Genomic DNA, 18,505 nt, shown 5'->3' with positions numbered 1-18,505 from the left:
GAGCAACTTGTTAAGTGTATTTGGCGAGCATGTTTTGTACATTAGCAATACCTTGCAAAAAACCTATGGATTCATGTCTTTCTAGAGGGTGATACCAAGCTTCCTCTAGATTTCCGTCGATAACATGAACAGCGTAAAAACCATCCAGTTTTATTTCACAGCCGTAGTACCCAAAATCTATAATACAATTTGATTCTTTGTGAGTAAGCTGCATCATATCTTCTCTCGGATGGATATCAGCTCCAAACTTCAATGCGCTAGTATCGAATCCCTCCAGTTTATAGCTAAGGATTCTATCTGGGTCGTATATGTTCCACTTTTCTTCGTTTATCTGGAGCATGGTTTTACACTTAACGCCCTGTTAAGGTGTGAGCAACGCTATACCGAAGCTTCCGCATACCACCTTAAACACTAAACGCAACGGATAGCAAAAATACCACGCGTTGCGAATCACTCTTAAACAGTTTGTTATGTTTTTACTTTACACGCAGTACTTTTGCTGATGTGCCAGCTACATGCATAACATTACCACCGCCTGGGTTATAAATAAGAACTTCAGGTCGGTGAGCATATTTATACTGATATTTGTATTGAGATTGTTGCCAGACTTGTCCGTTTTGTAATTGATAAGATGTTTCACCTTCCCAGCCTTTGAAATCTCCATTTATTCTACTTTTCATGACACCGTCTATTTGACGGATTGGAACAATTTCATCTTGACCATCAACCTGAAGATAGAGCCTGCCATTACGTCGAAGAATATGTACTTGAGGACAGTAAGAGTAGTAATACCAGTACTTATATTCATCTTGAACCCAGCATGTTCCATCCATTAATTGGAACAAAACCTCATCATCAAAACCTTCAAATTCCCCATCAATTTGGGAAGAATGTACAATTTCATACCCTTGCATGATATCTCCTTAAAAACATAACATTTTATTCGTGCGCATGCGCGTTTACCTCGTTGGACCAGTAAAAACGCGCACAGTTAACTATCTGTATGCAAAGAACTTATCAGCTTTCTGCCAAATACACCATCTGGAAAAACGCGCATGCGCGTTTTCCAAACCTATTAACTAAAATTCAGTTACTATATTCACCTGATTTTATAGAGTTTTATTTATTTCGGATGGAATTAGTGCGCACTGATTTTGTCTGAAAATCATACCAAAACACCTAAGTTTAAATACGACTGTATACCCATACATTGTTAGTCGCTTTACGTTAGGTCCAAACATTAGGTAAATGGATGAGATTTTGTATGGCAACAAGAGTAGGAGTTTTCTATTGAGCCAACGAACCGAAACAAGGAATGGGGCATTAGCCTTTTAGTCAGATGAGCAGTTCAATGGTCGTCAAAATTGTCACTGTTGCAACAGTGACCGTTGGCGACATGGATGTCGCCGTCGAGCCTATAGGGACATATTCACGGCGTGTCACTGGGGAAACAATGATAATTCATCCTACACACCTGACGACAAACTTATCTCGCTTTGGGGCATTAGTTTTTTAGTCAAATGAACCGTTCAATGGTCGTTAAGATTGCCATTGTTGCAACAGTGACCGTTGGCGACATGGATGTCGCCGTTGAGCCTATAGGGACATATTCACGGCGTGTCACTGGGGAAACAATGACAATTCATCCTACACACCTGACGACAAACTTATCTCGCTTTGGGGGATAAGCTTTTTTACGGTGGAGCAAAACAGCCCAATAACTGAAATGACTTATCCTAGGCGCTAATGCCAATAATAAAGGCGGGAAACTTCCCGCCTTTATTATGTTATTTGAGGTTTGGCTAGGATTCAGGGCACACTTTGGGTTCGCGCTTAAACCGTACAATTCGCGGTAGCAGTAAACCTGCAATAACCACGATAATCCCTAACAGTTGCAACTCGGTCACGGCTTGGCCGAGCATAAATGAGGTTAATACGGAGAAGATGGGGACAAAGTTAAAAAACAGTGATGCGTTGGCTGAGCCTAACTGACGCACGCCATTTAACCACAACAAATAGCCCGCCACCGTACCAAATACGCCGATATAGACCACTTCAGCTATGCCTAACGCCGAACTATTTACTAGCTCTGCGAAGGGATGCACCTCTGGCGAGGCCAAACATAAAGCGCCAATCACGGTGGCGCCACTCAACATGCCGATAAAGGTATAAGGGATGACTGGCATCCAGCGGCTGATACCTTGGCTGAAATAGGTGTAAAAACTCCAGGCCAGCATGCCGCCAAATATCAATTTATCTCCGTGGTTTATCTGCATTGAGAAGAGGGTTTCAAGGTGCCCATTGGTGATCACCATCAGCACGCCAGTCAGGCTCACCAGCAAACTAAAGCACTGGGCAAACGATGGCAGAGTACGCAGGGCAACACAGGCGATTAATGATGTGATCAGCGGGCTAAGGGCCATGATTAATGAGCCGTTCGTCGCATTGGTTGAGGCCAATCCCGTAAACAGGCCAAGGTTAAGTCCGCCTATTCCTACCGCGCTGACCAGAATAATCCACAACCATTGATTGATGCTTAAGTGCAATTTCGGCATACGGACGAGTTTGAGGTAGATAGCGAGACAGGCCGCGGCAATCACAAAGCGCCAGAACACTAAGGTCAAGGCATGCACTTCGCTTAACACTTGTTTACCAATGGGAAAGCAACTTCCCCAAAAGAAGGTGCAGATAATCAGCAGGATCACTGCTTTTATCGTTGGATCAGATTTCATCGCCACTCCAGATGACTTGTCAAATACTGAGCCTTAGTGTATTGATTTCAATAATTGGATAAACAAGCAAAAGTAAGACGGTAAATGCCAATAATGAAACCTAACTATTCGTTGGACGATCTGCGCTGTTTTTGTGCTGTGGCACGTTCAGGGAGTTTTAAGGAGGCCGCCCAATCCTTAGGTATGCCGCTCTCCACCTTGAGTCGCCGTATCCGCCAGCTAGAGACCGATTTGCAATTAAGATTGCTCAATCGAGACGCTCACCGCGTTATCTTAACCAGTATTGGTGAGCAGTATTTTGAGCGCTCTGTAGCCCTGTTTGATGAACTCAATAATATTGATGAAGACTTGCATCGGGATAAGTACCAGCCACAGGGGAAAATCCGGATTTCCGCGCCGATCAATTCTGGCACTCATTTCCTGCGGTCGATTTTTTATGATTTTCTGCTGCAATATCCCGATATTCAGTTGGATTTGAGCTTTTCAAACTCGCTTATCGATATTGAAGCGGAAGGCATGGATGTGGCGTTTAGAGTGGGCAATCCAGTGGTGGAAAACTGGATTGCTAGACCGTTAAAACACATTCACTTTATTTTGTGTTCTCACCCTGACTACGACATTTCGTGCATTACTACGCCAGACAAGTTATGCGGTCACCCAACCATCATTTGCCGCCCTATGATACCTTGGCAATTGGTGCACAAAACCACTGGCGAAGAGTTTGATTATCACCCGAACAAGGGGGTCAGGCTGGAGGTAGATGAACTGATGCTACTGACCCATGCCATCAAAACAGGAATAGGTATCGGGTACGTGCCGGATTATTTTGCGCTACCTATGATAGCGCAGGGGGAAGTGAATCATGTCCTACCTGATTGGAGTAGCAAAGCCCGCACTTTATCCATGCTATATCGGGACCGCGACCACCTCCCCATGCGGGTGCGATTGTTTATCGAGTTTGTAAAATTGCACTTTAAGTAGGACTAAATTAATCCATCTATTACAAACCAATAAAGTGACATGACCAGCACCCTATGTGGCTAGAACAGTGGTAATCAGTTCTGAGATAGATTGTTCGATAGTTAGTCAGGTTCTGCGAGATAGCGGTATACAAACTTTCTTGTTTAATGCTTAAGCAATATACAGTCGGAGATTATTTACCGCGTCGTTAAATTTTGGGGTCTACTTTTTCGCCTATAATTTTTAACCTAGTTTTACCTCGTTTTTAAGTTATCAATCTTGAATAGTGAGCGGAATTATATTGAGCTTTTTCGTCTCCATATCAATAAACGCAATCGCTAGCGAAATAGTGTTATCTTTTACGTGTCTTTCAATTTTATCTGCGATGGCTAATTGCGTACCAGATAAACGCAGTGAGTAGATGACCATATCTAACCAAGGCTTAGAAAATTGCAAAAAACAACCCATTGATTGTTTATCTAGCTGAATACCGCCGTCAGAACCTGTAATTTTCATGCCAAGCATTAATAAAAATTGTCCGTTTTTCTCGCCGGCCGCAAGCATGTCATTATTATATTCACCTCCAAATCGACCAGGTAATACTTCTAGACCTTGCTGTTCTGCAACTGTGAGAAATATGTCACTCCGACGACGAGCATCTGTTGAATATTCATTCATTTGATAACTGATATCTTGCATCTGTTTATCGACATTTACTGGTGATTTATTTTTAAAAATATCAAATATGCTCATATAAAATCTCAATTTTAAACAAAGGGTGATGATCCAACAGTAATATCGACTCGTTTATCCACTTCACTCACAGGCGAGTAAGGTGCCATTTCGTTAGTAAATAGCTGAAATATATCAAAATCGGCTAAGAAGTCATATTCATCACGATACGCGATAAGAGGGGATATCGGTAGCCATTCCATAGGCAAATAAGGACTATCCACTTGTACCTGATATCCAGCACGCCAAGCCATTTTCGCGTAAATAAAGCCAAACAACGACATTAAATGCTCGGTTAATCCCAGTGCGCCATCAAAATTGCGCACTTTAGCTTTCGGGCCCGTAAGGTTGTTCAATACCTGCTCCATCGCAGGTACATCCCCTTTTGCCAACGCTAGATAGAACTCATGGTCAATTTGGTACTTTGCCATTTTCTTACCTGGTGGATTGGCTAAAATATATTCAGCACGTTCCCCCAACAAATCCCATTTACCTTGAAGCGCTAAAATCGCTTGGAACGCATGATATTCAGGGCAGCCCACACGGTTGCGCACTGCTTTCCCGCCTGTTACTCGGTAAAGAGGAGAGATAAACTGGCTGTGCCAGTTTATCAAAGGTTCATGATCACTTATCAGTGCCATAAAGTGGCAAAATGCACCTTGCCACTCGCTATTTGCTCTCTGGTAGTAGAGTCGATACAACTTTGCGGAGGTATAGGCATGTTGGCGAAGTTGCTCTAAATCTCCATCCTTAAACCATGACAACAAGGATTTAGCATAATAGTGAGACTTTAATGCTAATAAGCAACCTTGCCGTGATCCAGTATTCGTCGCAATATACTCTAGTGCATCGTCAATACGCGTATCGACAGTCCAATTAAGTCTATCTATTCCCGTTTCAAAACATATTTTTGCCATGGCATTTTATTCCATAAATAACTTCAACACTGGCTTTAACGGTTTTATTTACCATCATACTTTACAGCTATAAACCACAGTTGAAGAAAACAACCTAATTAAAATGCATGAGCTGAGTCGCGAATTTTGTATGTATTTGCTGATCAATCCGCGTTACTGATGCAACTATGCTAATAAATAACACTATCGACTTGTTTTAGACTCGCTAAGCAGGAAAAACAGCTATAGCACTGAGCACCAAAGCGAGCGGTATGAGCGTGATGATGGCAAGGGTACCTAGACAACCAGACAGCTGATTTTGTCGTGCTAAATTTTCGGCTTCACTCATTTGTTTAACGGCCTGTTCTACATCTGCTTTTCGTTTTTCGAGTAACTGTGCAGAGGCGATAACCAGTTCTTGAGAGTCAGCAGGAACTTTCTCGGTTACTAGGGCGAGTTCACCTTTGAAGGCGTGTACCGTATAGCGATAATTTCCTTTCGAGAAAGTGTCTTTCTCAAAATTTACATTCAGTACTGCATTGCATCCACAATGCTTTGCAAGCTGTTCTAAATGACGTCTTCCCTCGCTGGGATCCTTAAAAAAACGGGTAGCAATGGGAAAACTGGCTATGACTGTGCCATTTTTGGGGCGACTGTCTCTAGTGGTAAAAAAGTTAACTAATCGCTCCCTGATAAAGACTTCAGGCAAACTGATTGCTTTAGCGGCTAGGCCTTTAGGTGTGGGCGTGGGATCAAAATCGACAATACTGCCTTTGACTAACTTGCCTTCATCTTTCCTGTTTAAAAGCTCGGAAAAATGCAAAAAATAACTCTCACCATCATCGCCTTGGATAAACCCATACTTTTTAGTCGCAAGGTATGAGACAACTTTTCCTTTCAAAATATAAACCTATTTAAATGAATGTTGAGCTAATTGTGTTTGTTGGTTTTGTTAAGTGAAAAATATTGTAAATCAAATAGATAATGTTATAAAAGCACTTATTTGTTGTCGTGCGAGATATTGAGCACATTTTCAAATGGGAGTGTCTATTCCTGTTTTCCTTTCATCATCGGTTAACATTTTAGAATTCCGCGCTTTATGCCTGGCTGTAGTTATCTATCGTTTTTTGCATTACTACTAGGCTTGATTAAGACGCTCAAGTTCAGAGAGGCAATTCCGTTTGCTCTCGATTAATGCAGCTAGTTGCTTTTCCTTTTTTTGCTGACATCAAACAAGGCTTGTTTGAGGCATCATAACGCGCGGGCGGGCAGATATTCGGATAATTCCAATAGATTCAAATCGGGGTCGCGGATATAGACGGAGTTAATCCGGCCTGTAGCACCGGTGCGCAGTACTGGGCCTTCGATAATTTCAACCTCAAGAGCGTTTAAGTGGTTAATCACTTCTTCGATATTGTGGCTAACTACAAAGCAGAGATCGGCACTGCCGGGCGTGGCAAGGTTTGCCTTAGGTTCAAATTCGGCGCCTGCTTGGTGCAGATTGATTTTTTGATCGCCAAAGCTTAAGGCAATTCGGCCCTGACCAAAGATGGACTTTTTCATCCCTAACACGCGTTGATAAAAGTCGACACTGGCCTCGATATCTTTCACGGTTAACACTAAATGGTCTAGGCGGGTCACGCGCATATTCTTTCCCTCGATGCTGTAGCGGTTTGTTATTAGGGCGTGTTGACGTTTCATGGTTGTTTTTGCAGCAATTTGGCTGGCTTTTATGCAAGGCAAAGTCCGTGCTGTGTAGTTATTCTACATAAACGGACGATAACGCAGCAGAAACGTCAGCCAAATGCTGCCCGAAGGGTTCGTCTGGCAAGCCCTTGCTCTTACTTTCTGTCATAAGAGCCGCTCGTCATTTGAGTTGAGTAACTACACATCCTTCCTCGTTTCGCGAGCACGTACTTGCCAGAACGAACAAAATCTAATCTCGAAACGTCAACACGCCCTAAGGTTCTGCGCCTTACCTTACATCAAGTGCTGGTGCAAAAGTGACTCTGTGGTAGCATTTAACGCGTTTTTTAGCGTAAATAATTTATGCCTATTTTTATCCCATTGGATTTGATGAGATTGTAATGAAGAAAACCTTAGCCCGTGGCTTGATGAACCTGCTGCCGATGGCGTTAAGCCTGTGGTTGTTTTGGTCATTGTTTGTATCGTTAGATGGTTTAGGGATTTTTATTTTAGAGTTGGTAGGGATTAACCAACATTTTGTCGGCGCGGGCTTTATCTTAGTCGTGGCCATAGTGTTTGCGGTGGGCCTGTTGTTTTCGGTGAGTCCTATTGTCTGGATCTATGGCTGGATTGAACGTCAGCTGATGCGTTTTCCGCTGTTTAAATCTGTCTATGGCAGTATCCGTGATATCGCTTCCTTAATGAACCGTGAGGGCAAACCCAATACTCAGCAAACCGTGTTAGTTAAACAGGCCAATGGTGGCTATGTGGTGGGCTTTATTATGACGGATACGCCGCCACAGCCATTGCTCGATGCCTTACCCGAAGGGGATTGGGTGCCTGTGTTATTCCAACTCAGTTACCAAATGGCGGGGGTGACGAGTCTCGTCAAACGTGAAGATTTGATTTTAGTGGATTGGTCTTTTGAAGAGGCGATGCGCTTTAATTTAACGGCGGGGATCTCACAAACGCCGGGCGCGGCAACGGTAAAAACTAAAGCTGAATAAGTTGATTTTGGTTTTTTACGTCAAATAGGTGCATTTTTTGTGGTACAATCCGATGGCGACTTAATAGGTCGCCATTTTTTATGCTGATCCAGCGACTGCTGTTTAGCATTATCTGTGTCTCTATTGAGTCAGTTTTCGACAGCATGTGGTCTCTGTTCGAAGGCACTCCAGTAGAGCTTAAGCAAGGCCGAGTCGATATTTGTTACTGGTTAACCGTTAGCCGCTAATCGCGCTTTGCATCCCTCATCCTCGATATCACCAATATCGAACCGCTTATATGCATTATGTCGCCATTGAGGTTGAACCCTGCGATCCGGTCGCATGGTGTCGATGTTCGCTGTCTTTGAGAGTGCGATATGCTCTCAAATGGCATTAGCGGCGGTTTAGCGGTTTATTGAGCCGTTGTTTGCCGCCTTTGCTATTAAGCAAAAGCGTCGAGCAAACGGGGAAGTGGGGAAGCGTTTTCAACATGAGTATGACATCACAAGGTATTGCTGACCGCGAGCTCTTGTCATGAATTATTTATGCCTATTTCATCCTGACCACATACTGCTGAGGCTAGGGTTACCTATTATTGTGCTATCTCTTCAACATCGAAGGGATCTTAATAGGGAACTGGCTAGAACAAGGGAGTTTTATGTCTATCAAGTCGAGTATTAATCCACCGGTTTTTTATTCGTCGGTCTTTTTTATCACATTCATGGTGATGATCTGCGCTATTTGGCCGACCGAGGCCAATCACTTTTTCAAATCCATGCAGTCGTGGCTAGAGGCTAAAGCGGGCTGGTTGTATATCCTTGGTGTAGCGATTTTTCTGATTTTTATCATCTTTGTCATGGTCAGTCGCTTTGGCGATATTAAGCTCGGCCCCGATCATGCCGTGCCCGACTATAGCTATAAGAGCTGGATTGCCATGCTGTTTTCGGCGGGGATGGGGATTGGATTGATGTTCTTCGGCGTTGCCGAACCCGTGATGCATTACTTAGCGCCGCCCGATGCAACGCCTGAGAGTTTGGCCGCCGCCAAAGAAGCGATGAAGATTACTTTCTTCCATTGGGGCATACATGCCTGGGCGATTTACGGGGTGGTTGCCCTGAGCTTGGCCTATTTTGCCTATCGGCATAAGCTGCCACTGTTACCCCGCAGCGCCCTCTATCCCTTAATCGGTGAGCGCATCCACGGCCCGATTGGCCACTGCGTCGATACCTTTGCGGTATTGGGGACTATGTTTGGGGTCGCGACTTCCCTCGGGTTTGGGGTGTTGCAGGTTAACTCGGGGCTAAGCTATTTATTCGAGCAACTGCCTAATAACACCACGGTGCAAGTGTCGCTGATTATTGGCATTACCTTGCTCGCCACTCTGTCGGTATTTTCGGGCCTCGATAAAGGGGTGAAGCGCTTAAGCGAGCTTAACTTAGGCTTGGCCCTTATTCTGCTGCTGATTGTATTAATTCTTGGCCCAACCGTGATGTTGTTGCAGGCCTTTGTGCAAAATACCGGTAGTTATCTGAGTGATATCGTTAATAAAACCTTTAATCTGTATGCCTATCAGCATAAGGAAGACTGGCTAGGTGGTTGGACGCTACTCTACTGGGGCTGGTGGATTTCGTGGTCACCTTTTGTCGGCACTTTTATTGCGCGGGTGAGTCGCGGCCGTACCATACGTGAGTTTTTAGTCGGCATTTTATTTGTGCCTTCGGCGCTGACCTTTTTATGGATGACGGTATTTGGTAACTCGGCCATCGACGCCATTATGAACCAAGGCGCGACCTACCTGAGCGAAGCGGTGAATACCAATGTGCCCGTGGCGCTGTTTGTGTTTTTTGAACATATGCCGTTCCCGCATCTGTTATCGGGCATTGGGATTTGTTTAGTGGTGACCTTTTTTGTGACCTCATCTGACTCGGGATCCTTAGTAATCGACAACCTGACCTCGGGGGGCGATAACAATGCGCCCGTTTGGCAACGGGTGTTTTGGGCATTGCTGCAGGGCGTGGTGGCCTCGGTACTGCTCATCGCGGGTGGGTTACAGGCACTCCAAACCGCAGCCATTGCCAGTGCGATGCCATTTTTATGTGTGATGCTGCTGATGTGTTTGGGACTGTATAAGGCGCTGAAGGACGATTGGCTGAAGATCAACAGCGTGCAGCTCCATACCACTAGTGTGCAATATGCTAAGACCAATATCAGCTGGGAGGAGCGTATCGAAGTCTTAGTGTCGCATCCTACCGAAGATGAGGCGCGTATCTTCCTCAATAATGTCGCGACACCGGCGTTATCTAAGGTGTGTCAGCAATTTATGAGCAAGGGTCTCACAGCTGACCTTGAGTATCTCGACGGCAAAGTGCGATTGGTGATCAGCAACGAAGCCTATCAACCCTTCGTATACGGTGTGCGGATGCGCTGCTTTGAAATCGTTAATCCCGTCGGTGAAGAGTTAGAGCAGGGCAACAATTGGTATTATCGCGCCGAAGTGTACTTAGAGCAGGGCGGCCAGCACTATGACGTGATGGGTTATACCGAAGAGCAGTTATTGGCGGATGTGGTCACCCAATACGAGAAATACCTGCATTATTTGCACTTGTCCAATGCTGACCAAGGACATATCGCCTAAACATTTTGCGTGTCAGAAATATTGCCCCAAGGAATAACTCGGATTATCCTTGGGGCACTTTTTTAGGGGTCATCAGTTAGGTGTGAGCATGTCAGCAAATCCAGGCCAGAGTAAGTTAGATCAAGTCTTAGCCCAAGAGCGCGAATACCGTGCAAAGCGTGAGGGCGGTTACCGCGAGCAAGCGCTCAAATTATATCCTTGGATCTGTGGCCGCTGTACCCGCGAATTTACCTCAAAAAATTTAAGCGAGTTGACGGTTCACCACAGAGATCACAACCACGATAACAACCCATCTGACGGCTCGAATTGGGAATTATTGTGCCTGTATTGTCACGATAATGAGCATTCACGCTTCGAAGAACTGATCCGCTACGGTAGCACCACCGAAACCAAGCAAGCGGCCGCGACCTATAATCCCTTTGCGGATTTAAAGGCGATGATGAAAAAGTAGCGATAAAAGTAAAAAGCCTGAAATTTTCAGGCTTTTTTTGCAAGTCGAGCCTCGGCTTCCAACCATTTGGCGCGGCTTAGGATCTGTTTATTGTCGTCGCCTTCGAAATGGGCTTTGCGGGCGGGAAGTTGCGCGATAATCGCGGCGTGCTCTGCATCGCTGGCATCGCGCCAAGCAACAATCTCATCGATATGGCGAAAACAGCCCATGCAATAATCTTCATCATTTAAGCCACAGCGGGCAACGCAGGGGGAGAGCATATTTTTCCTCTAAAACCGTGTTTTTAATATGGTACTCAATGGCTAAGGTGAGTTATCAGCTAAGTGCACATTAGGGTCATTGAGTGCCTTAAAGGCACAAATTACGGCGAATAGTAGCAGCTTTAAGCGCCATTTGGGCACTGGTATTAGATTGATATTAGAAAGCCTTAATCGTTAAGGCTCAAGGCCATTGTGTGTTCAACTTGAGCAGTTCACAAAGTGAATCGATTCCTAGGGTGTGTTAGCAAAGGTGAGTGGTAAAAATCAGCGTGAATCAAATTAACGATCACAATAAAGGCCGGCTGGCAGCGCAATTTATCCAATTAGATAAATTACTTGAGCAGGGCAGTGCCCTGTGGCAAGTGCGCGCCTTTGAGGCGAAAACACTGCCTTGGCAGGCGCAATTTCCGACCTTAGCGACAACCCTTTGGGCGCTCGATGATGCTGTGCTCGATGCCTTGGATGCCGAGCAATCGGCGTTAGTCGATGCCTTATCTCCCGCACTTAAGCAGGATCTTGCCGCGTTAGGACTCGAGTGGGATCTGGCTTTACTCACATTGTCCATCGCTGAGCTCTCGCTTGGCTCCGATATTGCCTCAGATATAGGCCCTGATATTGGCTCTGACGATATTGAAACTGCTACTTCACCTAGTATTGATCTTACTGAGATGGCTCACTTTAGTGCCCATATAAAAGGCCGTAAGTGGGAGCAGATCACCGCCTTTGTGCAGCATTTGCCCGATGCGGGATTACCCGTGCTCGAGTGGTGTGCGGGCAAAGGGCATTTAGGCCGCTTAATAGCCAAAGCACGTGGTGTGGATGTGTTAAGCCTCGAATGGCAGGCGATGCTCTGTGAAGAAGGCCAAGCCTTTGCCGATAAATGGCAATTATCACAGCGCTTTATCTGCGTCGATGCCTTCGCTATCGAAGATAAAGCCGACGAAAATACCGCTGATCAGACCAATCCTTTTTGCGCCCAGCAACAGGCGGTGGCGCTGCATGCCTGTGGCGATTTGCATGTGCGTTTACTGCAATTGGCCGCAGCGGCGGGCACACAGGCACTGGCGATTTCACCTTGCTGTTATCATTTAATTCAAGCCAATCAATACCAAGGCTTATCGACGCTTGCTCAACAAAGTGGCTTGACGTTAACTCGCCATGATTTGCAATTGCCATTGCAGCAAAGTGTGATCGCCAATCCGAAACAACAGGCGCTGCGGCATCAGGAAATCGCTTGGCGGCTCGGATTTGATGCGTTGCAGCGGCATTGTCGCGGTATCGATGCTTATTTGCCGCTACCCGCAGTAAAACAGAGTCAACTGAGCGGCAGTTTTGCCGACTTTTGTCAGTGGGCAGCGGCGCAAAAGGCGGTAACCTTAGATGCAGATTGTGATTTTGACGTTTGGCTTGAAATAGGCAAACAGCGACAAAGGTTAACCCGACGCATCGATTTGGCTGCGCATTTATTCCGCCGTGCGCTGGAGCTGTGGTTAATTCTCGATCGTTGCTGCTTTTTGCAGGAAAGTGGCTATCGGGTGACCCTGAGGGAATTTTGTGCAAACAGTGTGACACCCAGAAATGCGCTGATTTTGGCGCAAAAATTGAGCGAGTAAAAAACAATCTACTATTTAATGTTATACCTGACTGTTTTTTATAAAGTATTTCTTTATTAGTTCATTTTGAATTAACGGATAGGCGGCATGATCGTCACAAGGGTTTATAAGCTCTGTGAGACAAGTCTAAGGCGAAAGATGGTTTTTTATTGAATCATCGGGCTTTTCTTGTTCAAATGTCGCCTTAATGACAAATAACAACTAAAAACTGACCCAAAAGATCAGTGATCTTAGTGAGCGAATAAAACAGTTTCATGAAATATTCCCGCGTATTTATTAATAGCCTTGCCTATGAACTGGCACCTGTGGTGGTTTCCAGTAGCGAGCTAGAATCTCGCCTCGCGCCTCTATATCAAAAATTTCGCATTCCTATGGGGCAACTTGCGGCGTTAACGGGCATTACCGAACGCCGTTGGTGGCCTAAAGGGCATCAATTATCCGATGGAGCGATTAAAGCGGCGCACAAGGCGATAGCAGAAACGGGAATAGAAGTCGCCGAACTGGGCGCAGTGGTGTATACCGGCGTTTGCCGTGATCAGCACGAACCCGCCACCGCCTGCCGGATTGCGGCGGCCTTAGGTGTGTCGAAGGACACGGCGATTTACGATATCAGCAACGCCTGTCTTGGGGTGTTATCGGGCATTTTAGACATTGCCAACCGTATCGAGCTTGGGCAAATTAAGGCGGGCATGGTGGTGTCCTGCGAATCGGCGCGGGATATTGTCGATGTGACCATTGATAATATGCTGGCCGACCCGACCATGCAGAATTTTGCCCAGTCGCTGGCGACCTTAACCGGCGGCTCTGGCGCGGTAGCGGTGATCCTCACCGATGGCAGTTTGCCGCTGACTAATGTGCGTAAGCATCAGCTGCTTGGCGCCTCCCATTTATCTGCGCCGCAGCACCATCAACTGTGTCAGTGGGGCTTGCAGGAAGTAGGGCATAATATTTACCGTGAGTTTATGCGTACCGATGCGGTGACCTTGCTCAAAGAAGGGGTCGAGCTGGCAAAACACACGTGGGAGCATTTCCTCGCTCAGCGAAATTGGTTGGTCGAGCAGGTCGATAAAGTGATCTGTCATCAGGTCGGCGCTTCAAATCGTAAACAGGTCTTGAGTGCGTTAAATATTCCACCTGAAAAAGAATTCCCAACATATCAACTGCTTGGCAATATGGGCACAGTCTCTTTACCCGTCACTGCGGCCATGGCACACGATCAAGGCTTTTTACGCCCTGGGGATCAGGTGAGCTTTTTAGGTATCGGCAGTGGTTTGAACTGCATGATGCTGGGTATTAAGTGGTAGTTTTCCAAGATTGTTATCTGCCTTAGCCGACGCTTGAGAGCAAGGTTTGCTAGGGCATTTTTATGCTTATTGGTTTAGAGCTATAAGCATTAGCGATGAGCATAGGTGAAGGCGAATTTGCCAGCACAGGCTACCAATACAAAACAATTAGAACAAAAGATAGGAAGCGTCATGTTAGACACTCTGTTGCCGTTTAAACGTCATTTTCTTAGCCGTAATGGCAACAAGCTGCATTACATCAATGAAGGCCAAGGTGAGCCTGTGGTCATGGTGCACGGTAATCCAAGTTGGAGTTTTTATTACCGTAATCTCGTGAGTGCCCTTAAGGATACGCACCAGTGTATCGTGCCCGACCATATTGGTTGCGGCCTGTCGGATAAGCCGGATGACAGCGGTTACGATTACACCCTTAAGAGTCGCATTGATGATTTAGAGGCGCTGCTCGACAGCCTAAAGGTAAAAGAAAACATTACCTTAGTCGTCCACGACTGGGGCGGCATGATAGGCATGGGCTATGCGGCGCGCTACCCTGAGCGCATTAAACGTCTGGTGATTTTAAATACTGGCGCCTTCCATTTGCCCGACACTAAGCCTTTACCGCTGGCGCTGTGGATCTGCCGCAATACGTTGCTCGGCATAGTGTTAGTGCGTGGTTTTAATGCCTTTTCATCGATTGCCTCCTATGTTGGGGTGAAGCGTCAGCCGATGTCCAAGTACATCCGTGAGGCCTACGTCGCGCCGTTTAACTCATGGGCAAATCGTATTTCGACCCTGCGCTTTGTGCAGGATATTCCGCTAAAACCGGGTGACAGAAACTATCAACTGGTGTCGGATATCGCCGCCAGTCTGCCAAAGTTTGCCAAGGTGCCGACACTGATTTGCTGGGGATTACAGGACTTTGTGTTCGATAAACACTTTTTAGCCAAATGGCGCGAACATATGCCCCATGCACAGGTGCATGAATTTGCCGATTGTGGTCACTATATCCTCGAAGATGCGAGCGATGAGGTGATTACCCATATCAAACACTTTATGGCTGAGGCGCAAACGCCTGAGCCAGAAGTGCAGCCCGTTGAAACTGTACAGGTCACAGAGCCTGAGGCAGAGACTCAAGCGCCACAGGCCGCACATTAATGGCTAGGGTGGAGGATGTGCAGCTCGGCCATGGGACATCTGCCGTCGAGCAAGCAAGCGATGCCAATATCTGTCGGCATTTAAAGCAGGCCGCCCATCATATTCCTCATCATCTCGCGGTTGCGGTGCAACAGGGCAAGGGTAAATCCCTTGCCAACCTGACATACCAAGAACTCGACTTTATTAGCCTCGATAAACAAAGCAATGCCATCGCCTTCGCGCTCAATGCCCATGGGCTGACGCGGGGGATGAAGGCGGTGCTGATGGTCACCCCGAGTCTGGATTTTTTTGCGTTAACTTTCGCCTTGTTCAAAGCGGGGATTATTCCCGTGCTGGTTGACCCGGGCATGGGGATTAAAAATCTTAAGCAATGTTTTATTGAAGCTGCGCCCGATGCCTTTATCGGGATTCCTAAAGCCCATATCGCCAGACGCTTATTAGGCTGGGGCAAGGGCAGCGTGAAGCATCTTATCAATGTGGATGGCAATCTAAGCGGAGTTGCTGGCATGCTATCGCGCGTACTCACAGGCGCGCCAAGTTTAGCGTCGATACTCTTATCAACAGCTAAGTCATCTGCTACTCAGTCACCTCCGGCAAAGTTGCCGGAACAGGGCGAGTACCCGATGGCGCTGCTTGAGCATGACGAGATGGCGGCGATTCTGTTTACCAGCGGCAGCACGGGTACGCCAAAGGGCGTTGTCTATAGTCACGGTATGTTTGAGGCGCAAATTCAGGCGCTAAAGCAGGATTATGGCATTGCACATGGCGAGCGTGATTTGGCGACATTCCCGCTATTCTCCCTCTTTGGTCCGGCGCTCGGTATGGCATCGATTGTGCCTGAAATGGATGCCAGCAAACCTATCACGGCCAATCCTGAATTTTTATTTGCCGCTATTGAGAAATATCAATGCAGCAATATCTTTGTTAATCCTGCCTTGCTTGAGCGTTTAGGCCGCGCCGGTGAACAAACCGAATCGAAAAAGCAGCACAAACTCAGCAGTGTGAAACGCGTGATTTCCGCTGGGGCGCCCGCGACCATTGCCTCGATAGCCCGTTTTAGCAAAATGCTCAATGATGGCGTGCCTGTACTCAATTCCTACGGCGCTACCGAATCCTTACCTATCAGCATGATCGCCAGCGATGAACTATTTACCACGACTCAAACCACGGATAATGGCGGTGGAATTTGTGTCGGCCGCGCTATCGATGGCGTCAGTATCGAGATTATCGCCATCACTGAAGCTGATATCCCAGAGTGGGATAATGGCTTGCGTCTTAACGCGGGGGAAATTGGCGAAATAGTGGTCACAGGCCCTATGGTGAGCCAGTCCTATTATCGCCGCGAAAAGGCAACGACGGCGGCCAAAATTTGGGACCGCGAGCAGCAAACCTTCAGGCATCGCATGGGCGATCTTGGCTATCTGGACGACAGTGGCCGGTTGTGGATGTGTGGCCGTAAAGCCCATAGAGTGGATGCCACCCAAGGTGGGCAGTTTGTTAAACGTTACTATTCCATTCCGAGTGAGCGTATTTTTAATACCCATCCGAATGTGAAGCGTTCGGCGTTAGTGGGGATCAAGGTGAAGGGGCAAGGTGGCGCAAGTGAGATTGAACCCCTCATCTGCATTGAGCTTGACCAATCCTTGGTGTGTAATAAGAGCGCGCAGCTGTATCAAGAGCTGATGGCGATTGCCGAGCAATATAGCCAAACTCAGGGGATTCGGCGTTTTCTCATTCATCCCGACTTCCCCGTGGATGTGCGCCACAATGCCAAAATATTTAGAGAAAAATTAGCCGTTTGGGCGCAATCGCAAACCAAAGGCTGATTTCAATTTAGCTCATTTTTAACTTAAATAGGGTCGAACTTTCGACTGTTTGTTCGTGGCACGTTTTGCCGCGAGTGGTGCCTTATTGCACTTAATCACTGAATTGAATACTAAGATGACACTCACTGTCACGGAATGCGATATGACTGACAATCCTGCTGTTCACCAAGCTGATGCGATGCCAACTGGCCGCCCTGATAACCTCGCTCAAACAGACTTTGAACCGCGTGAGCAAGCCGCGCTTTATGCCTTGGCCGCTAAGGTCAGCCATGCCTTTGTGACCGGCGCGGGTGGATTTTTGGGTAAGGCCATTTGCCTGCGTTTGGTCGCGGCTGGGATTAAGGTGACTGGCTTTGCCCGTGGCCATTATCCTGAGCTTGAAGCTCTTGGTGTGACTATGGTGCAGGGGGATTTAGCCAATCCAGAGCAAGTCAAACAGGCGATGCAGGGCTGCGATATCGTGTTCCATGTGGCCTCAAAAGCGGGTGTCTGGGGCGACAGAGACAGTTATTTTTGCCCCAATGTGAAGGGCGCCGCTAATGTGATTGCCGCTTGTAAAGCGCTTAAAATCACTAAATTAGTCTATACCAGCACTCCTAGCGTGACCTTTGCGGGCGAAGATGAATCGGGTATCGATGAGTCGACGCCCTACGCCAGCCGCTTTTTAAATTATTATGCTCACTCCAAGGCGATTGCAGAGAAGATGATGCTCGATGCCAATCAAGCATCGATAACCGCATCGACGTATGCGTTAAAGACGGTTGCCCTGCGGCCGCATTTGATTTGGGGGCCTAATGATCCGCATCTGGTGCCTAGGGTGCTAGCCCGCGGTCGTTTAGGTAAGCTCAAGCTGGTGGGGCGCGAGGATAAACTGGTCGATACCATTTATATCGATAACGCCGCCTATGCCCATATTCTGGCGGCCGTGGAGCTTTGCCAAGTCTCGCCTAAGTGCCAAGGGAAAGCCTATTTTGTCAGTAACGACGAGCCTGTGACTATGGCCAAGATGTTGAACCTTATCCTAGCCTGTGATGGGCTGCCGCCGGTGACCGCGCGGGTGCCGCAGACTCTGGCCTATGTGGTGGGCGCTGTGTTAGAAACGGCGTATCGACTGCTGAATAAACAAGAAGAGCCGATAATGACGCGCTTTGTTGCTAAACAGCTATCCTGTAGCCATTATTTCGATATCAGCGCGGCAAAACGGGACTTTGGCTATCATGCCTTAGTGTCGATAGAAGAGGGTATGAGGCGCCTTAAGGCATCGCTCTAGTGCGTTATTTAGCACGGGGC

The 18,505-nt window shown here is 46.9% G+C and carries 18 protein-coding genes; 10 read left to right on the top strand and 8 right to left on the bottom strand.

Features of this window, described 5'->3' with window-relative positions:
* Positions 1-10 precede the first annotated feature (10 nt).
* The 3 genes from EYR25_RS13095 to EYR25_RS13080 form a co-directional block, all read right to left on the bottom strand.
* Complete coding sequence (locus tag EYR25_RS13095; protein ID WP_133180602.1) at positions 11-340, bottom strand: hypothetical protein; 330 nt, start codon at positions 338-340, stop codon at positions 11-13.
* Between the two features lie 136 nt (positions 341-476).
* A complete protein-coding gene (locus tag EYR25_RS13085; protein WP_133180599.1) occupies positions 477-914 on the bottom strand; it encodes a hypothetical protein in 438 nt (145 codons plus the stop codon).
* 888 nt (positions 915-1,802) lie between these two features.
* Positions 1,803-2,732 (bottom strand): DMT family transporter, encoded by a 930-nt coding sequence (locus EYR25_RS13080; RefSeq protein WP_133180597.1) that lies wholly within the window; start codon positions 2,730-2,732, stop codon positions 1,803-1,805.
* An 84-nt stretch (positions 2,733-2,816) separates the two neighbouring features.
* Here EYR25_RS13080 and EYR25_RS13075 point away from each other — a divergent pair, with 84 nt between their 5' ends.
* Complete coding sequence (locus EYR25_RS13075) at positions 2,817-3,713, top strand: LysR family transcriptional regulator (RefSeq protein WP_243729889.1); 897 nt, start codon at positions 2,817-2,819, stop codon at positions 3,711-3,713.
* Between the two features lie 252 nt (positions 3,714-3,965).
* Here EYR25_RS13075 and EYR25_RS13070 read toward each other — a convergent pair whose 3' ends face one another.
* The 4 genes from EYR25_RS13070 to EYR25_RS13055 all read right to left on the bottom strand — a co-directional run bounded on the left by EYR25_RS13070 (position 3,966) and on the right by EYR25_RS13055 (position 6,967).
* A complete protein-coding gene (locus tag EYR25_RS13070) occupies positions 3,966-4,445 on the bottom strand; it encodes a hypothetical protein (protein WP_133180593.1) in 480 nt (159 codons plus the stop codon).
* A 14-nt stretch (positions 4,446-4,459) separates the two neighbouring features.
* Positions 4,460-5,341, bottom strand: a complete 882-nt coding sequence (locus tag EYR25_RS13065) for an Imm49 family immunity protein (protein WP_133180591.1) — start codon at positions 5,339-5,341, stop codon at positions 4,460-4,462.
* A gap of 205 nt (positions 5,342-5,546) precedes the next feature.
* Positions 5,547-6,221 (bottom strand): cold-shock protein, encoded by a 675-nt coding sequence (locus tag EYR25_RS13060; protein WP_133180589.1) that lies wholly within the window; start codon positions 6,219-6,221, stop codon positions 5,547-5,549.
* A 350-nt stretch (positions 6,222-6,571) separates the two neighbouring features.
* Positions 6,572-6,967, bottom strand: a complete 396-nt coding sequence (locus EYR25_RS13055; RefSeq protein WP_133180587.1) for a VOC family protein — start codon at positions 6,965-6,967, stop codon at positions 6,572-6,574.
* Between the two features lie 440 nt (positions 6,968-7,407).
* Between EYR25_RS13055 and EYR25_RS13050 the strand changes: the two genes are divergently transcribed.
* The 4 genes from EYR25_RS13050 to EYR25_RS13040 all read left to right on the top strand — a co-directional run bounded on the left by EYR25_RS13050 (position 7,408) and on the right by EYR25_RS13040 (position 11,078).
* Complete coding sequence (locus EYR25_RS13050; protein ID WP_133180585.1) at positions 7,408-8,013, top strand: DUF502 domain-containing protein; 606 nt, start codon at positions 7,408-7,410, stop codon at positions 8,011-8,013.
* 80 nt (positions 8,014-8,093) lie between these two features.
* Positions 8,094-8,240 carry a hypothetical protein gene (locus EYR25_RS21215; protein ID WP_165953497.1) on the top strand — a complete coding sequence of 49 codons (147 nt, stop codon included), beginning with the start codon at positions 8,094-8,096 and terminating at the stop codon, positions 8,238-8,240.
* Positions 8,241-8,650: 410 nt separating this feature from the next.
* Positions 8,651-10,627, top strand: a complete 1,977-nt coding sequence (locus EYR25_RS13045; protein ID WP_133180583.1) for a BCCT family transporter — start codon at positions 8,651-8,653, stop codon at positions 10,625-10,627.
* Positions 10,628-10,715: 88 nt separating this feature from the next.
* Entirely contained in the window at positions 10,716-11,078 is a 363-nt protein-coding gene (locus EYR25_RS13040; RefSeq protein ID WP_011717601.1) for a YajD family HNH nuclease, read from the top strand.
* 26 nt (positions 11,079-11,104) lie between these two features.
* Here the strand turns inward: EYR25_RS13040 and EYR25_RS13035 are convergent, their stop codons facing one another.
* Positions 11,105-11,338 carry a DUF1289 domain-containing protein gene (locus tag EYR25_RS13035; RefSeq protein WP_023267474.1) on the bottom strand — a complete coding sequence of 78 codons (234 nt, stop codon included), beginning with the start codon at positions 11,336-11,338 and terminating at the stop codon, positions 11,105-11,107.
* 269 nt (positions 11,339-11,607) lie between these two features.
* Between EYR25_RS13035 and EYR25_RS13030 the strand changes: the two genes are divergently transcribed.
* The 5 genes from EYR25_RS13030 to oleD all read left to right on the top strand — a co-directional run bounded on the left by EYR25_RS13030 (position 11,608) and on the right by oleD (position 18,485).
* Positions 11,608-12,951 carry a methyltransferase gene (locus EYR25_RS13030; protein WP_133182863.1) on the top strand — a complete coding sequence of 448 codons (1,344 nt, stop codon included), beginning with the start codon at positions 11,608-11,610 and terminating at the stop codon, positions 12,949-12,951.
* A 254-nt stretch (positions 12,952-13,205) separates the two neighbouring features.
* Complete coding sequence (locus EYR25_RS13025; protein WP_011717598.1) at positions 13,206-14,255, top strand: 3-oxoacyl-ACP synthase III; 1,050 nt, start codon at positions 13,206-13,208, stop codon at positions 14,253-14,255.
* A 171-nt stretch (positions 14,256-14,426) separates the two neighbouring features.
* A complete protein-coding gene (locus EYR25_RS13020; RefSeq protein ID WP_133180581.1) occupies positions 14,427-15,389 on the top strand; it encodes an alpha/beta fold hydrolase in 963 nt (320 codons plus the stop codon).
* The gene (gene oleC, locus EYR25_RS13015; protein WP_133180579.1) at positions 15,389-17,215 is read left to right on the top strand and encodes an olefin beta-lactone synthetase; all 1,827 of its coding nucleotides are present in this window, start codon (positions 15,389-15,391) and stop codon (positions 17,213-17,215) included. Before EYR25_RS13020 ends, oleC begins: the two co-directional genes overlap by 1 nt.
* A gap of 178 nt (positions 17,216-17,393) precedes the next feature.
* Entirely contained in the window at positions 17,394-18,485 is a 1,092-nt protein-coding gene (oleD, locus tag EYR25_RS13010) for a 2-alkyl-3-oxoalkanoate reductase (protein ID WP_425057226.1), read from the top strand.
* Positions 18,486-18,505 lie beyond the last annotated feature (20 nt).

This window comes from Shewanella decolorationis (genome assembly GCF_004354305.1).
GTDB lineage: Bacteria > Pseudomonadota > Gammaproteobacteria > Enterobacterales > Shewanellaceae > Shewanella > Shewanella decolorationis.
The sequence above is the reverse complement of the archived record's forward strand: the minus strand, read 5'-3'. Positions and strand labels throughout refer to the sequence as shown.

Excerpts from the sequence above, each read along its gene's own strand:
- EYR25_RS13095 (WP_133180602.1), bottom strand. The coding sequence starts at position 340 with ATGCTCCAGATAAACGAAGAAAAGTGGAACATATACGACCCAGATAGA.
- EYR25_RS13085 (WP_133180599.1), bottom strand. The coding sequence starts at position 914 with ATGCAAGGGTATGAAATTGTACATTCTTCCCAAATTGATGGGGAATTT.
- EYR25_RS13080 (WP_133180597.1), bottom strand. The coding sequence starts at position 2,732 with ATGAAATCTGATCCAACGATAAAAGCAGTGATCCTGCTGATTATCTGC.
- EYR25_RS13075 (WP_243729889.1), top strand. The coding sequence starts at position 2,817 with ATGCCAATAATGAAACCTAACTATTCGTTGGACGATCTGCGCTGTTTT.
- EYR25_RS13070 (WP_133180593.1), bottom strand. The coding sequence starts at position 4,445 with ATGAGCATATTTGATATTTTTAAAAATAAATCACCAGTAAATGTCGAT.
- EYR25_RS13065 (WP_133180591.1), bottom strand. The coding sequence starts at position 5,341 with ATGGCAAAAATATGTTTTGAAACGGGAATAGATAGACTTAATTGGACT.
- EYR25_RS13055 (WP_133180587.1), bottom strand. The coding sequence starts at position 6,967 with ATGCGCGTGACCCGCCTAGACCATTTAGTGTTAACCGTGAAAGATATC.
- EYR25_RS13050 (WP_133180585.1), top strand. The coding sequence starts at position 7,408 with ATGAAGAAAACCTTAGCCCGTGGCTTGATGAACCTGCTGCCGATGGCG.
- EYR25_RS21215 (WP_165953497.1), top strand. The coding sequence starts at position 8,094 with ATGCTGATCCAGCGACTGCTGTTTAGCATTATCTGTGTCTCTATTGAG.
- EYR25_RS13045 (WP_133180583.1), top strand. The coding sequence starts at position 8,651 with ATGTCTATCAAGTCGAGTATTAATCCACCGGTTTTTTATTCGTCGGTC.
- EYR25_RS13040 (WP_011717601.1), top strand. The coding sequence starts at position 10,716 with ATGTCAGCAAATCCAGGCCAGAGTAAGTTAGATCAAGTCTTAGCCCAA.
- EYR25_RS13035 (WP_023267474.1), bottom strand. The coding sequence starts at position 11,338 with ATGCTCTCCCCCTGCGTTGCCCGCTGTGGCTTAAATGATGAAGATTAT.
- EYR25_RS13025 (WP_011717598.1), top strand. The coding sequence starts at position 13,206 with ATGAAATATTCCCGCGTATTTATTAATAGCCTTGCCTATGAACTGGCA.
- EYR25_RS13020 (WP_133180581.1), top strand. The coding sequence starts at position 14,427 with ATGTTAGACACTCTGTTGCCGTTTAAACGTCATTTTCTTAGCCGTAAT.
- oleC (WP_133180579.1), top strand. The coding sequence starts at position 15,389 with ATGGCTAGGGTGGAGGATGTGCAGCTCGGCCATGGGACATCTGCCGTC.
- oleD (WP_425057226.1), top strand. The coding sequence starts at position 17,394 with ATGCCAACTGGCCGCCCTGATAACCTCGCTCAAACAGACTTTGAACCG.